Origin of the sequence: Erwinia rhapontici (assembly GCF_020683125.1) — a bacterium.
GTDB classification, from domain to species: Bacteria; Pseudomonadota; Gammaproteobacteria; order Enterobacterales; family Enterobacteriaceae; genus Erwinia; species Erwinia rhapontici.
Genome location: NZ_CP085627.1, coordinates 3,110,390 through 3,124,583 on the forward strand (window position 1 = coordinate 3,110,390; position 14,194 = coordinate 3,124,583).

Here is a 14,194-nt window from a genome sequence, read left to right on the forward strand (position 1 = left end):
TTTCATAAAAACACTGACACGGCACTGTCAGGTCACACGTTCCCAGGGGTGAGCAAAAAGCCACGGCGCTCGCTGGCGGCGTTTATTTTCCTGATGCTGCGGGTCGGCAAAAGGAATGCTGTCGATCAGCGATCGCGTATAGTCACTGGCAGGCCGGGAGAACAACTCACTGACCCGCCCCTGCTCAACCACATGACCGTCTTTCAATACCAGCGCCGACTGGCACAGGCTGCGCACCACCGCCAGGTCGTGGCTGATAAACAGGCAGGCAAACTGATACTCCTTTTGCAGATTGCGCAGCAGTGTGAGGATGCTTTCCTGGATAGAGACATCCAGTGCCGAGGTGGGTTCGTCAGCAATTAATAGCTGCGGGTTCAGTGCCAGCGCGCGGGCAATCGCAATGCGCTGGCACTGCCCGCCTGAAATCTCATACGGATATTTCTGCTGCCATTCGGCGGGAAGCCCAACCTCCGTGATTAATGACGTCACCCGCTTGAGGATCGCCGCCTCTTTTAACGTGGTGTGCGTGCGCAAGGGTTCAGCAATCGACTGGCCGAGCGTCATGCGGGGATTCAGCGAGCTAAGCGGGTTCTGGAAAATAGCCCCAACCTGCGATTTAATCGCTTTGCTGCGCGTGCGGCTGGGATGATAAATCGCCTCGCCCGCCAGCGTCAGCGTTCCCTGGTGCGGTTTAATGATGCCCAGCAGGCTGCGACCCAGGGTGGTCTTCCCCGATCCGGACTCCCCCAGCAGGCCGAGGAACTCGCCTTTGCCGATGTTAAAAGAGACGCCATTAACAATATTATGGCGCTTGCCAAACCCTGCCGGATAACTGATGTGCACGTCATCCACCCGCACCAGTGCCTCAAACGTTTCCTCAACGGCGACCGGTGTTGATGTGGATGATGGGATCGCCGCCAGCAGCTGGCGGGTATAGGCACTTTCAGGCGCGCGGAACAGGGTTTTTGCCGCACTGTTTTCCTCTATTTTCCCGTGCCGCATTACAATCACCCGCTGTGCAATATCAGCGACCACGCCCATGTCGTGGGTGATCAGCAGCAGCGCCATACCGGACTGCTGGTTCAGGCTGAACAGCAGGTCGAGTATTTCCTGCTGAGTGGTCACGTCCAGCGCAGTGGTCGGCTCATCGGCAATCAGCATCTTCGGGCGTCCGGCCAGCGCCATCGCGATCATGATGCGCTGGATCTGGCCACCTGAGAATTGATGAGGGTAGTTCTTCAGGCGTTTATCCGCCTGCGGAATGCCCACCTGCGACAGCAGCTCAATGGCACGCGCCTTGCGCTGTGCAGCCTTGAGTGACGGATCGCACAGGGCAATCGACTCATCCAGCTGGGTGCCGACGGAGAAAACCGGGTCGAGCGATGACGTCGGGTCCTGAAATACCATCGCGATCTCCCGCCCTCTGAGGGTGGAAAGTTCAGTACGATTTAACCTCAGCAGATCGATACCCTGAAACAGGATCTTGCCGGAAACGATGGCATTCGCCGGTAATAATCCCGGGATCGCCTGCGCAATGGCCGATTTTCCAGCCCCCGACTCGCCGATGACGGCCAGTATTTCTCCGGCAGCGAGACTCAGGCTGACCTGATCCACTGCGGTCACGCCTGCGTCCTGCCCCGGATAGCACACGGACAGCCCTTCAATGCGGAGTAACGGTGTGTTATCCGGCATTGTCGATTAATCCCTGCGCCAGCCAGCTGTCTAACCGCGGAATGGCGATCGCATAGACTTTAAACGCGCGCTTCAGGTTTTCAATCGACACAAACTCGTCAGGGCCGTGCGGAGAGCCATGCCCATCAGGGATAAAGTCAGGGCGCTCGCTGACGTTTTCACCGTTAAACAACGCCGATGCACCCCGGCCAAATCCCGGGCCAAAGGTGATGGCGTTCGGCAATACCCGCGCATGGGTGCCGCCGCCCATGGTGTAAGGGTCGGTTTTGGCGTCCGCTATCGCGTCATAGGTTTGCTGCAAGCGCTGCACCAGCAGGCTGTCTTTATCCACATGCATCGGCACGTCGTCACGCAGGATCGTTAAGCTGCCGTTCAGCGGCGCAATGGTCTGTTTCAGCGTCGCCAGCAAACCGTCTTTATCGGTCAAAATCGGATAGCGAATATCCAGATAGATCGCCACACCGTGCGCATTCGGCATCGCTAATCCCCCGTTCAACGTCAGCTTACCGGTCTGCTCATCTTCAAAGGCAATACCCGCTCCGTGCCCCCAGGGATCGGCCAGCAGCTGCGCAATCAGCGTGGCCGCATTGAGATCTGCATCAACCAGCAGCCCGGCACCCACGGCGGCATTCAGCAGCAGCGGGATGGCATTTTGCGTGTTTTCAGGAAAGGCGGCGTGCCCGGATTTGCCATGCGATACCAGCAGCACATCGCTGCCGTCAGGCGTAATCGACAGCGATTCGCGCAGCCCGGCCGGTAATCGGGCAAGCGCGCTGTCAACGGTGGCAATGTCCGTCGCGGTCAAACGCAGTGTCGCACTGGCCGGAACGGCATTTTCCGCCACGCCCGCCGACAGACGGGATAACACCGGGCCGGTCGGGATCTGTAAAATCAGGTTCAGACCGCCTTTTTGCGCATAGTTGACGGGGAATGCGCCATCGGTGATCACGGAAAAGCGCGGAACCGGCCCGTTTTTCGCGAAGTATTTCATGTCGCCCATACCAATTTCTTCTGCGCCCCCGTAGATCACGCGCAGCTTGTGATGCAGGGAGACGCCGAGATCGCGGAAGGCACGCAGCAGGTAGAGGTCCAGCAGCGCCGGGCCTTTGTTATCCGATGCCCCGCGGCCAATAACGAAACCCTGTTTGTGGAACGGTTCGAACGGCGCAAAGGTCCAGTTATCGCCAGGTGGCACAACATCAAGATGCGAGATCAGCCCCAAATCCTGGGTCGCGTTGCGGTTATCCGCCAGCACAGACAGCGCGTGCCCCTGATGCGCTTCGGTGGCAAAGCCCAGCTTCTCCGCCTGCGCTTTAACGTGCTGGAAAATCGCTTCCACCTCGTTACCATAGGGTTTGCCGTCCTGCGCTAATTTCTCATCGGCAATGCTCGGATAAGCCACCCATTGCAGCAGGTCCTGAATGAATTCTTCACGGTGTTGCTCAAACCACTGTTCAATTTTTTCCGAAAAAGCGGTCTCCTCTGCGGAGAGATTTCCGGTAAAGCCTTTTTCCTGCAGTGACTGACTCATGCGCTTTTCCTTTTTTGGGAGAGTTTCAGCGAGTGAAGGTGGATATCTTTCACCGGGACCGCAGGCCGTGGATTTAACACCCGGGCAAGCCCCTCGCCGATAAAGTTGATCGCCAATACCATCAACACAATGGTTAAGCCGGGGGGGATCCACAGCCACCATTCGTCATCAATGACTCTGATACTTTGCGCCGCCGACAGCATGTTGCCCCATGACGGCTGCGGCTGTTTGACGCCCAGCCCAATAAAGCTCAGCGCGGCTTCGGCAAGAATCGCATTCGCCACCGCGAGGGTAAGATTTACGACGATGGGCGCGCAGGCATTCCTCAGCAAATGCCGCCAGACAATCGTGAAGCTGCTCACGCCCATGGATTTTGCGGCCTGAACATAGCCGCTTTCGCGCAGCGACAGCAGTTCAGCGCGCACCAGCCGGGCGATGCCCGTCCAGTGAAGCACGCCGATGATCAGAATCACGTTCCAGACGCTGGCACCCAGCAGGGCGGCGAGAGTTATCGCCATCGCGTAAAAGGGAAAACACATGATGATGTCGGTGATGCGCATAATGATCATATCGGCCACACCGCTTTTATAGCCCGCGATGCTGCCGAGTACGATGCCGATCGCCGCCTGAAAGAGCACCGCGGCCAGCGCGACCATGATGGATACGCGGCCGCCGTAGAGCAGCCGCGAGAAGACATCGCGGCCAATCTCATCGGTACCCAGCCAGTGTTCGCTGCCGGGCGGTGCCTCAATATTGTAGAGGTCCATATCATCGGGGTTGTAGGGTGTCAGCCAGGGCGCGAAGAGGGAAAAAGCAGCAAGCAGCGTCAGTAGAATCAATCCACTGACGAAATAGTGATCCTTCAGCAGGGGATGCAGCCGGGTTCGCGGCCGCAGAGCCGCGTCATCATGGTTCAGCATCATCGGGTCAGCCTTACTCGCGGGTCGGCGAGTGCATAGAGAATATCCGCGAGGATATTGATGGCTAAAGTGATCACCGCCAGAAAGAGCACAATGCCCATCAACAGGGGAAAATCGCGTGACTGGATAGCATCAAAACTCAGACGTCCGATGCCCGGCCAGTTAAAGATAATCTCGGTCAGCAGCGTTGCCGAGAGCAGCGCCGGGATCTCCATCCCCACCACGGTAATCAGCGGTTTGGCGGCATTTTTCAGCAAATGCGGATAGATCACGCCCGATCGCCTCATTCCCCTGGCGAACAGCGCCTTGATAAAGTTCTGGTTAATTAACTCGCTGATGCTGGAACGCAGGTAACGGCTAAAAATAGCGATGTTGCCTAACGCCAGCGTGACTGCGGGCAAAACAAGGTGTTTAGCCACATCGACAATATGATCAAAACCGGTAAGGTGACTGCCCAGCGTAGAGACGCCCGAAACGGGAAACCAGCGCAGATTCATGTCAAAGACTTTCACCAGTAAAATGGCAATAAAAAATACCGGAATGGAGAGGATGACAAAAGACAACAGCGAGACCGCGATATCCACCGTAGTACCACGACGCAGACCGAGATAAATCCCCAGCGGCAGCGCCACGATTAAGGTGATCAACAGCGAACTCCCCGCCAGCAGCAGTGTATTGAAGACCCGTTCACCGATAAGCGTGAGTACCGGTGCCCCACTCTGCAGGGAGTAACCGAAGTCACCCACCATCGCTCGCGAGGCCCAGCGCAAATATTGCACCCATATCGGGTCGAGGTAGCCGGCCTGACGCAGCATATCCTGTTTCTGCTCTGGCGTTGTTTCGGGCGAGATCATGCCGACCAGCGGATCGCCGGGCTGTAATTGTATGAGGAAGAAGACCAGCAGCGAGATGCCGAAAAGCACCGGAACAGCGATCAGTAACCTGTGAAAAATAACCCTGAACATAAAAAATCCCGTACTGAAGTGAACGGGTTTTACAGAAGTGGTGCTCTGTAAAACCCTCTACCGTGCAATGCGTTACTGTTTTACGCTCCAGTCAGCGACATCGGCGAAAGGTTCATAAGGGTAAGAGTGGTAGCTTGTTACCCGCTTACTCAGGGCGTAGCCGATATTGGGAATGTAGAGCCAGACGTGCGGCACTTCTTCATTAATCCCGGTTAACCACCCGCCAACGCTGGTCTTGAGGGCGTCACGGTCGATGGTGGCATTAAACTGACTGGCGAAAGCGTCCAGCTGTGGGGTGGAAAATCGTTCCCACCAGAAGTTGTTATCATATTCGCCAGGCCTGAAAGTCCCGCCCATCAACACGCCATCGTAGACTTTCGCTTTGTCCTGCAAAATGGAGAGCGTGGCGTTGAAGTCGGCGACGTTAAGCAGCACGTTGATACCGATTTTTTTCAGGTTTTGCTGAATAATGGGTGCGGTGAGTTCGCGGGTGCGGTTCCCTGTCGGGTAGTTAATGGTCAGGGTGAAATCTTTGCCGTCTTTATCCACAATGCCATCACCGTTGGTGTCTGCCCAGCCGGCTTCTTTTAATAACGCCTTCGCCTTTTCAGGGTTATAGGCATAATTATCTAACGCTTTAGGGTAGTAAGGGCTGTGCGGATTATCTTTGGTATTGAATATCTGAGCGTGACCGTAGAGTAATTTATCGACAATCGCCTGTCGGTCAATGCCATACACCAGCGCCTGTCTGACCCGGCGATCGGACAGATTTTTATTGCGCGTATCCAGTGATAAATACTGTGCACCTACGCCCGGCTGCTCAATAATCTGAATGCCGGCATTTTTATACGTCTGTAAATCGCGGCCATTCCATGATGAGAGTTCAGCAATATCAACGTCGCCATTGATCAGCTCATTCTGTACCGTCTGTGCGTTAGAGACTTTAAATATCAGCGTTTTGGTTTTCGGTTTTCCGCCGTAATAGTCGTCGTTGCGTTCCAGCTTGACGTACTGATCCGGGAGAAACTCGACAAACTTGTAAGGGCCGGTGCCGACCGGGTTGCGCAGCAGGTCAGTCGCTTTATTCCACTCTTTAACCGGGACTTTGCTCCAGATATGTTGGGCCAGCACGGGACGGTCGGCAAAGTGAGAGAAGGCCGCAGCATACGGGGCGACAAAGGTGAAGCTCAGGGTTTGTGCATCAATCACCTTGATGCCCGCTAAACGCTCCGTTTTACCCGTATGGTAATCCTCGTAACCCGCCAGATGTTTGACAAAGCCAGGGGTGTCTTTCGGGAAGCCCGCATCGGCTTCGGTGGCATAGGTAAAATAGACATCTTCCGCGGTAAATGCGGTGCCATCATGCCATTTCACGCCCGGTTTTAAATGCAGCGTCAGCGTTTTTCCGTCAGCCGAGTAGTCATATTTTTCAGCGAGAGACGGTTTTGGGTTTTGCTGTTCATCGAGGGTAAACAAGCGGCCAAACAGAGTGAATATAACCGCGCGATCGTAGTCAGTAAAATAAAGCGTGGGATGGAAGTTACCGCTGGGATTGCTCCATATTGCGTAGCGAATAATATTATTACTGTTGTTATTCTCTGCCGCTGCAACGTTAAACGCCGTCAGGCTCATTGCCGCAAAAGCAATGGCTTTTGAAAATCCCTTCATTCCCACCCCAGATAAAGTTGTCATAATTCACCCCGTCATTTCACTTCCAGAGGTAAATTAATAATAAGACCATCGTTAATACGCTATTTTTAACAACGTTACTGTTTGAAACAAACACAAGCAAATAGAATGATTGGTAATGGTTATCTGATTATGTTCCAAGTGAGATGACGGCACACTGACGCCCACGGGCGCACAGCCAGATTCGCCAGTTGGCTGAAAATTCGTTATTATCCGCTCCCACTCGCTACCGGGGCAGTCTGATGTCTGTGATTTTCGATACCTTTATTGCCCCACCCTGCCATGACAAGATTGAAGTCCTGTATCAGGACGATCACCTGGTGCTGATCAATAAACCCGCCGGGCTGCTCAGCCTCTCGGGGAAAAATCCGCTCAATCTCGATTCAGTGCATCACCGGCTGGTACAGATTTTCCCCGGCTGCACCCTGATCCACCGGCTTGATTTCGGCACTTCCGGGCTGATGGTGATTGCGCGCAATAAGGCGATCAATGCCGCCCTTTGCCAGCAGTTCAGCCAGCGTACGGTAACCAAGGTGTACAGTGCACTGTTGTGCGGGCATCTGGATAATGATGAAGGGATCATTGATGCGGCGATTGCCCGCGATCCGGCGCTGTTCCCGCTGATGTCGATTTGTGCCATCCACGGTAAACCCGCCCGCTCCCGCTATCGGGTCGTTGAGCGCATTGTTCAGGAGCAGGAAGACGGGACGTTACTGCCTGTGACGCGGGTACAGCTCACCCCGGAGACCGGGCGCACCCACCAGCTACGCATTCACTGCCAGCAGCTGGGCCACCCGATTCTGGGCTGCGATCTGTATGGCGGTCGCCTGTTGCCAGGCACCGAACTGACGCCGCGGATGATGCTGCACGCCAGTGAATTACATTTTGTTCATCCGATCAGCGAAGCGCCGATCAACGCCTGCAATGCCTCGCCGTTCTGATTTACCACATCAAATCATCAGGTACTTTGAAATCAGCATACGGATCGTCTTCGTTTTGCTCTTCCAGGCTCAGGGCGCTATTTAACACAATGCTGCCTGCATCGCGCTGCGCAATCTTATCGGCGACCACGGCGGGAATGATGACGTATTCGCTTTCGCCGCTGTTGCCCAGTAAACGTGCAATGGCGAGGCGACCGCTGATAAGCTGAGCTTGCGTGGCCTTATCGACGGCGATTTTCTTAATCAGGTTGTTATCGGTGAAATTAAAATCAATGTTGCCTTTGGCAATGTCGACTTTGTTCATCTCAATCAGCTGCTTCACCTGCGCTTTATACTCTTTCGATAACGCCGCCTGCTTCTGCTGTTCACTGAGCAACTTATCCCGCTCAATCTGCGCTTTTTTATTCTCTTCTACCGCTTCTCTGGCCTCACGGGCCTGAGCCTTAGATTTTTTGACCGTTCTCTGAACTTTGGCCATTTTTTTGCTGCTGACTAATCCCGCTTTCAGCATCTGCTCTTGTAAGGTGAGTTTTGTCATGTTCGCTTCTAAATCCGGTGAATAATGCGGGGGATTATACCTTTAATTTTTAGAGCTGTACCAGGTTGCGCCAAAATAGCCAGCCTTGCCGGATGGCCCCACAGGCTGTTTACTCTGCTACTGCGCCCTCTCTGCAAACGGCACTTTCACTTCCCGACTGACGGTGGTCGTTATCTCAGACTTATCGGTAAACGACGGCCAGTCGGAAGATTTGGTGATGAACTCCCAGGCATAGTACGCCTTCCCCTGGTCCAGTATTTTCAACTGCAAAACACGCCAGCTCTCATCGTGACAATGGGACTTGCGGGCATAATCCTGTTCAGAGAAACAGGCCCGGATCATTTCACGGGAGGAAAACAGAATATCTTTGAAGGCGGCGTTGTAACTTCCGTCATCATTCAACTGCATAAAGTCGGCGTAATTTTCTTCACGCCCGCCGCCCGAATACCCCGTCGACCATTGCGACACCAGGGCCACCGCCTGCTGGCTTTTACTCAGGGGATATAACGCGGGGTAGAGTGTGACACCGTTTGCAGACAGCTCATCATCACCCTCGTTCTTATCACTGTGACTGTGATGATACGGGCTAAAATCCCACGTTCCTTTCACGAGCCAGGTGCTGCCCGTTTTCTCAATCTTCATCAACTCGGGGGAGGAATTGATTAAATAGACGGTGTTCGCATCGGCCTTGCTGTTCCATAAGGTGGTTTCTTTCCCGGCGTTACAGCGATCTTTTAAAGCGGCACACAAACTGTTGTACTGATCGCTGCCGCTTTTCACCGCCGTCAATGCCAGCGGCCTGATGGAAGGTGGCACCTCAGCCGCCAGGACGGATGCCGATGCCACGGCCAGAAACGGAACCCAAAACCTGATCATAGTGCTCTCAAATAATGATGGCGTATCAAGGGATTATGAAGAATACGCCAGGCAATGCAAAGCAGTAATCAACGCAGGCGCGTCAGATGTCGATATAACGCAGTCGCCTGCGCGTGCGTGAGGGGGGCTCCAGGGCCGCCTTCGCTATCGCCGCACCAATGTCCGCACTGACAGTAATACCCTGCACAAACGGCCGATCGTGCATTAAATAAGGCAAGGCACCGAATGCAATGCGCCCCCGAGCACTCTCCGGCGACAGCAATGTGTAATCGTTACCGACGTCAGGAATATCATCCCCACAGGACTGCAACTGGGCGCGCAACGTCGGAAATGGCAGGTCACGGGTCTTCAGCGGTTTTTGCCCGCGGGCATCAATAAAGACATCAAACACCCGCGTTTGCCCTTCAGCGGAAATCACGGTCTGGTTGTCATCTTCGTGCAGATGATAATCCTGCCCGAGGGCCTGGATGCTGATGATCCCGGCCTCGCGCAGCGCCAGCAGTCGACGGATCGACTGTGATGGAATAGCGGCATAATTATCGATAAACACACGGGCCAGACCACCGTTGAATCTTTTCGCGTCTTTGTCATTGAGAAAAGGGACGATTTCTTCAACGGCTTCGTGTAAACGCAGCACGGTATAACGCCAGGCCACCGTGTGTTTTTCGCGCTTATTGCGCTCGACTTCATTAAGATTGGCGCAGGCCCAGTGAAAAGGGTCATGCTGATGCCGATCGGCGAACCAGGCTGCGGAAAAACCGTCGACGTCCAGCGTCCGCAGTGAGATATGTTGGCTCCAGGCCGGATCGCTTTGTGCCATCTCCTCAACCATCAGCCCGAACACCCGGTCAAGCAGGCCGTCCGCTCCCTCCGCAATGGCGTTTTCGATGGCCTCTGGCGTGACGATGCTCAACGGTTCATAAGGGATCGGGCAATAAAAATCGGCCTCCGGCAGGATGCCTGTGCGCGACATCAGCGTGATGTTCAGCCGCTCACTTCCCTTATTCAGTCTGAAGGTTATCTGTTCGTCATCGCCTTCTTTAAACGTCCCATGCTGAGCCACCACTGCCATTGCCGCATCAATGCCACTCAGCGACGTGCCCATAATGCCGACTTCACAGGGGGGAATACGGGCGTCCATAAGCCCGGACCAGGGGCTGGGGAAAAAGGTGCGGGTCGCCTTGCTGTCATCAGGCCAGACATGCCCTGTGGCAATCACCGCAAGATCAAACAGCGCCGGGATGCGTTCACCCTGCGCCCAGATATGCACGCCCTGGGAGGTGGCTTCCAGATCGGTCACCTGGCACGCTTCGTGGATATTGACTTCAAAACCCTGGCGTTTAGCCTGAGCGACGATTTCCAGAAACTGGTGGCGGAAATATTCACCCAGCAGGATCCGCGGCAGGAACTGCCGCACATGCAGGGAAGAAGCCTCGACGCCATAGCGGGCCAGATGGCTGTCACTCAGGGTGCGCAGCCACGCAATATAGGTGATAAAAACAGGCGGAATTTCAATACTGGCGATATTGGCCAGCATCATCCGCGAGTTATCTTCATCGCTGTAGGGCATGCCGACGCCCGCCTCGGCGGCCTGCTCATAGACAGAGATAGACAGCGGTTGCGGATTGCCCAGCAGTGCATAAAACGTATAAATGCCTGTTGGCCCCGCCCCGATGATGGCTATCTTTTTCATTGCCGCTCCCGCCTTATTATTGTTGTTAAATCCAGCTATTTTCCGGGAATACCTCTTTTCTGAATGAATGCCATTCCCCCCCTTTCCTGAACAACGCTCATCAGCCGGTAGATCAAGTCTATATGACTATTTTCGTTGTGCGCGTGGTCAGTGCCATTACGGCACTGGCCAGGGTAAAAAATGCGATAATCCAGCCCATGGTCCAGGGCGTGCCATCGCTAAACAGCGCCAGTAGCAGCGATGAGATAATGCCGCTGCCGTACTGCAACGATCCCACCAGTGCCGATGCCGAACCCGCCATCTCCGGCGCAGCATCCAGCGCAGCTGCGGTCGATGTTGCCGCGATAATGCCGTTCATGGAGAAGAAAACGAATACCGCCGCGATAATCAGGCCTATCCCGCCCATGCCAGACCCGGTCGCCACCGCTAATAGCATTGCGGCGAGTGCGGCGACGGAGGCGGCACACTTGAGCAAGGTTTCCAGCGGATAGCGATGTACCAGCCGTCGGTTCACCATACTGACCGCCATTAATCCGACAATATTCACGGCAAACAGCCAGCCGTAATGCGCGGGTTCAACACCAAAATACGAGATGTAAACAAAGGGTGAGCCGGTAATAAACGCATAGGCCGCGACATAATAAAACGTCACGCAGAGCGTGAAGCGCATAAAGGTGGCATGCGTCAGTAAGCGGTAATAATTGCGAAAGGCACCGGACAGGGAGGCTTTCACCCGTTTTGATTCAGGCAGAGTTTCAGGCAGCCAGCCGATTGCCAGCAGCATCACGGCACCGATTATCGCCAGCAGCCAGAAAATGGCATGCCAGGAGGCGATGTGAATCATCTGCCCCCCCAGCAGCGGCCCGGCTATCGGGGCAATGGCCATGACGATCATCAACGTGGACATCATCTGTGCCGCACGGGTACGGCTGTAGAGATCGCGGATCATCGCCCTGGCCAGCATCGGCCCGGTACAGGCACCCAGCGCCTGAAATACCCGCCAGAAGACGATATGCACGATATCAGTGGATAAGGCACAGCCCACCGACCCCATCACAAACAGCACCATACCGATGCACATCGGCAAACGCCGACCGAAGTGATCGCTGATCGGTCCCCAGATCAGTTGAGCTATACAAAACCCGATTAAAAAGCCGGTGATGGTCAACTCCGCATCGCCCTGTAAATCTTTCGCCATCACGGGCATGGCGGGCAGATAAATATCGGTCGATAACGAGGTAATAGCCATTAGTGCACTGAGGATCAGTACAAAGGTAAAGCCGGTGGTTTTTGGGGTGGCTAACGGCGTATGCGCCTGAGAGTCAGTCATGACAATCCATCGGGACAGAAAGGGAGAACGGTAGAGTAGCGGTTTGCCATCAGAAGATAATGTCAGGTAATCAGGTCGTCGTTATGAGCTGAATTCATAAATGGCGATAGCGGATAATCGCACATCAACGAATTTCCAATAAAATACGCCGTTGTTATGCTTGAGCATCAGTGATGACTTATGGATAAACTCAGGGATATGTATGCCATATGAAAATCAATAATCCCCTCCTGCCCACTCTTCTCTCTTTATTACTGACTGGCTGCTGGTTGGGGGATCACTTCCCGCCGTATGAAGTCGGACAGGTTTCCAGAACGGACGCTGGATTCTGTTTCCAGATTAACAATGCCGGCGACTATTACGTACATTATCTTTCCATCAGAGACAGACATGCACCTGAAAGATCGGGTTTCAACCGCAAGTTACCTGCTTTAAAAGTTGCTAATAATCAGCTATGCATCCCAGACACTTACTATCAATTTCCGGAGTCCGGTGAGTTAAACGTGGAGATCTCATTACGTTCACCCACCGAGAGAAGGATGATGCGCCGCATTATTGTTTCTGAGTTCATGATGATAAAAGGTGTACCGCATCCCTTCGCGCCGCGGGATTATTCAGTGATAACAGAGGATTATAGCCGGGAGAGTGAAAACAACGACGGCTGACCAGGCCCCTGATGAATCCCCACAAAAATGAGTGGCTGATCATTCGGCTTCAGGTCTGAGGCCAGTTTGAGCACGCCGGATCGGCAACTGCCGCATCCCTGCGGGCCTCGGCACGCGACGTCCTGTCGCGTGACGTCCGGCTTACCTCAAACTGGCCCCATCCCCGCAGCACCGTTGCTCGCTGTTAGTTTTAAAACTGCCACAATATGGCGATCTCTGCGGTGTATTTGGGTGAGGACATCCCACCTTAGTGGGACGTAAAATGCCGCTCAATACTGTCCAGCATATTGCTGGCACTGTAATAATCCAGACGGAACGTATCCGGGCCCATTGCATAGACCCGCTCAGCCGTTACCGGCTCCAGATGCTCAAGGAAGGGATTGGCCCTTACGCGCCCCACCGTCTCGTCGTCTGCTGAGAACAGCAACATACTCTTCCCAGTGAGACCGGCCGCCATATTCTCACCTGACAGCTGAATAATATCGTTACGCTTACCCATGCTGGTGCCGCCCTGCACGTCCGCGGGTGGCATCGCCAGCGTAAAGCCCAGTTCCGACAGCAGCTTGCCCTGCGCTGATGCCAGGGTCCACAAATTCACACCGCGGCCATCTTCATAATAAACCAGCGCGGAAACCGGCTGGGGTGGCAGTGTGATCGCCTGTTTCACCGCCTGCACCCGTTGCTCAAAACGGTCAATCACGGTGCTGGCGTCTTTCTCATGCCCGGTGATCTCCCCTAACTGCACAGCCAGCTGTTGCCAGCTTTTATCACCGTAGTCGATCACCAGCGTCGGGGCGATAGCCGACAGCTGATCGTAGAGCTTTAACGCTGAATCACCGCCCGTGGCGGCAATCACAATCAGGTCCGGCGCCGCAGCGGCAATCGCCTCGGCGTTCGGTTCAGAAATGTAGAGGGGTTTCAGATGGGCCTGCTTCGCCACTGCACTCCATTGTTTAAAAAAACCCTGGTCATCGGACACCGTGCTGTTACGACTGGTGCCGCCGGAACCGACCAGCGGCGCATTGATAGCCAGCAGCGTTCCGGTAATGGTCACGCTGGTGGAGACAATACGTTCCGGGGCCTTAGTCAGAGTCAGTGGCCCTTTAGGGGTTTGCAGCGTACGCGGCCAGCCCTGCTGTGCGCCTGTTGGCGCAACAGCTGCGGCCGCAGCCGGTGGCGAGGCGGGTTGCGACTCTGAATACTGAGTTGAACAGCTGCGGACGGATACAACAAAGATCAGTGCGGCAGCCACCAGCAGTGCACACAGCACCGGGAAGGAGAACAGTTTTTTCATCTTAGCCATTTCATTGAAAATGAGTCTTATTATCATACATTTAATGGCGGGGAATTTAAA

12 protein-coding genes are annotated in these 14,194 nt (G+C 54.6%); 2 read left to right on the forward strand and 10 right to left on the reverse strand.

Annotated features, from left to right (window positions below):
• Nucleotides 1–27 precede the first annotated feature (27 nt).
• From LJN55_RS14505 to LJN55_RS14525, 5 genes are all read right to left on the reverse strand, one after another.
• A complete protein-coding gene (locus tag LJN55_RS14505; protein WP_227534704.1) occupies nt 28–1,692 on the reverse strand; it encodes a dipeptide ABC transporter ATP-binding protein in 1,665 nt (554 codons plus the stop codon).
• Nucleotides 1,682–3,223, reverse strand: a complete 1,542-nt coding sequence (locus tag LJN55_RS14510) for a Sapep family Mn(2+)-dependent dipeptidase (RefSeq protein ID WP_227534705.1) — start codon at nt 3,221–3,223, stop codon at nt 1,682–1,684. The genes LJN55_RS14505 and LJN55_RS14510 overlap by 11 nt, the downstream gene beginning before the upstream one ends.
• Nucleotides 3,220–4,146, reverse strand: a complete 927-nt coding sequence (gene opp4C, locus LJN55_RS14515) for an oligopeptide ABC transporter permease (protein ID WP_205945486.1) — start codon at nt 4,144–4,146, stop codon at nt 3,220–3,222. The genes LJN55_RS14510 and opp4C overlap by 4 nt, the downstream gene beginning before the upstream one ends.
• A complete protein-coding gene (locus tag LJN55_RS14520) occupies nt 4,143–5,108 on the reverse strand; it encodes an ABC transporter permease (protein ID WP_227534706.1) in 966 nt (321 codons plus the stop codon). Before LJN55_RS14520 ends, opp4C begins: the two co-directional genes overlap by 4 nt.
• A 72-nt stretch (nt 5,109–5,180) precedes the next feature.
• A complete protein-coding gene (locus LJN55_RS14525; protein WP_227534707.1) occupies nt 5,181–6,800 on the reverse strand; it encodes an ABC transporter substrate-binding protein in 1,620 nt (539 codons plus the stop codon).
• Between the two features lie 239 nt (nt 6,801–7,039).
• Here LJN55_RS14525 and LJN55_RS14530 point away from each other — a divergent pair, with 239 nt between their 5' ends.
• Complete coding sequence (locus LJN55_RS14530) at nt 7,040–7,738, forward strand: RluA family pseudouridine synthase (protein ID WP_227534708.1); 699 nt, start codon at nt 7,040–7,042, stop codon at nt 7,736–7,738.
• Between the two features lies 1 nt (nt 7,739).
• On the opposite strand, the gene LJN55_RS14535 is transcribed toward LJN55_RS14530, so the two are convergent.
• The 4 genes from LJN55_RS14535 to LJN55_RS14550 all read right to left on the reverse strand — a co-directional run bounded on the left by LJN55_RS14535 (nt 7,740) and on the right by LJN55_RS14550 (nt 12,175).
• Nucleotides 7,740–8,276: a DUF2058 domain-containing protein gene (locus LJN55_RS14535; RefSeq protein WP_133841633.1), complete on the reverse strand. Its 537-nt coding sequence runs from the start codon at nt 8,274–8,276 to the stop codon at nt 7,740–7,742.
• Between the two features lie 117 nt (nt 8,277–8,393).
• Nucleotides 8,394–9,152: a hypothetical protein gene (locus LJN55_RS14540; protein ID WP_227534709.1), complete on the reverse strand. Its 759-nt coding sequence runs from the start codon at nt 9,150–9,152 to the stop codon at nt 8,394–8,396.
• Between the two features lie 82 nt (nt 9,153–9,234).
• Nucleotides 9,235–10,845, reverse strand: a complete 1,611-nt coding sequence (locus LJN55_RS14545) for an FAD-NAD(P)-binding protein (RefSeq protein ID WP_227534710.1) — start codon at nt 10,843–10,845, stop codon at nt 9,235–9,237.
• Nucleotides 10,846–10,963: 118 nt separating this feature from the next.
• Entirely contained in the window at nt 10,964–12,175 is a 1,212-nt protein-coding gene (locus tag LJN55_RS14550; RefSeq protein ID WP_227534711.1) for a multidrug effflux MFS transporter, read from the reverse strand.
• 209 nt (nt 12,176–12,384) lie between these two features.
• Here LJN55_RS14550 and LJN55_RS14555 point away from each other — a divergent pair, with 209 nt between their 5' ends.
• Nucleotides 12,385–12,840 carry a putative T6SS immunity periplasmic lipoprotein gene (locus LJN55_RS14555; RefSeq protein ID WP_227534712.1) on the forward strand — a complete coding sequence of 152 codons (456 nt, stop codon included), beginning with the start codon at nt 12,385–12,387 and terminating at the stop codon, nt 12,838–12,840.
• A 247-nt stretch (nt 12,841–13,087) separates the two neighbouring features.
• Here the strand turns inward: LJN55_RS14555 and fepB are convergent, their stop codons facing one another.
• On the reverse strand, nt 13,088–14,134 hold the full coding sequence (gene fepB, locus LJN55_RS14560; RefSeq protein WP_227534713.1) for a Fe2+-enterobactin ABC transporter substrate-binding protein: 1,047 nt from the start codon (nt 14,132–14,134) through the stop codon (nt 13,088–13,090).
• Nucleotides 14,135–14,194 lie beyond the last annotated feature (60 nt).

Coding starts and splice junctions, on each gene's coding strand:
- LJN55_RS14520 (WP_227534706.1), bottom strand. CDS start 5,108: ATGTTCAGGGTTATTTTTCACAGGTTACTGATCGCTGTTCCGGTGCTT.
- opp4C (WP_205945486.1), bottom strand. CDS start 4,146: ATGATGCTGAACCATGATGACGCGGCTCTGCGGCCGCGAACCCGGCTG.
- LJN55_RS14540 (WP_227534709.1), bottom strand. CDS start 9,152: ATGATCAGGTTTTGGGTTCCGTTTCTGGCCGTGGCATCGGCATCCGTC.
- LJN55_RS14535 (WP_133841633.1), bottom strand. CDS start 8,276: ATGACAAAACTCACCTTACAAGAGCAGATGCTGAAAGCGGGATTAGTC.
- LJN55_RS14530 (WP_227534708.1), top strand. CDS start 7,040: ATGTCTGTGATTTTCGATACCTTTATTGCCCCACCCTGCCATGACAAG.
- LJN55_RS14510 (WP_227534705.1), bottom strand. CDS start 3,223: ATGAGTCAGTCACTGCAGGAAAAAGGCTTTACCGGAAATCTCTCCGCA.
- LJN55_RS14525 (WP_227534707.1), bottom strand. CDS start 6,800: ATGACAACTTTATCTGGGGTGGGAATGAAGGGATTTTCAAAAGCCATT.
- LJN55_RS14550 (WP_227534711.1), bottom strand. CDS start 12,175: ATGACTGACTCTCAGGCGCATACGCCGTTAGCCACCCCAAAAACCACC.
- LJN55_RS14545 (WP_227534710.1), bottom strand. CDS start 10,845: ATGAAAAAGATAGCCATCATCGGGGCGGGGCCAACAGGCATTTATACG.
- fepB (WP_227534713.1), bottom strand. CDS start 14,134: ATGAAAAAACTGTTCTCCTTCCCGGTGCTGTGTGCACTGCTGGTGGCT.
- LJN55_RS14555 (WP_227534712.1), top strand. CDS start 12,385: ATGAAAATCAATAATCCCCTCCTGCCCACTCTTCTCTCTTTATTACTG.
- LJN55_RS14505 (WP_227534704.1), bottom strand. CDS start 1,692: ATGCCGGATAACACACCGTTACTCCGCATTGAAGGGCTGTCCGTGTGC.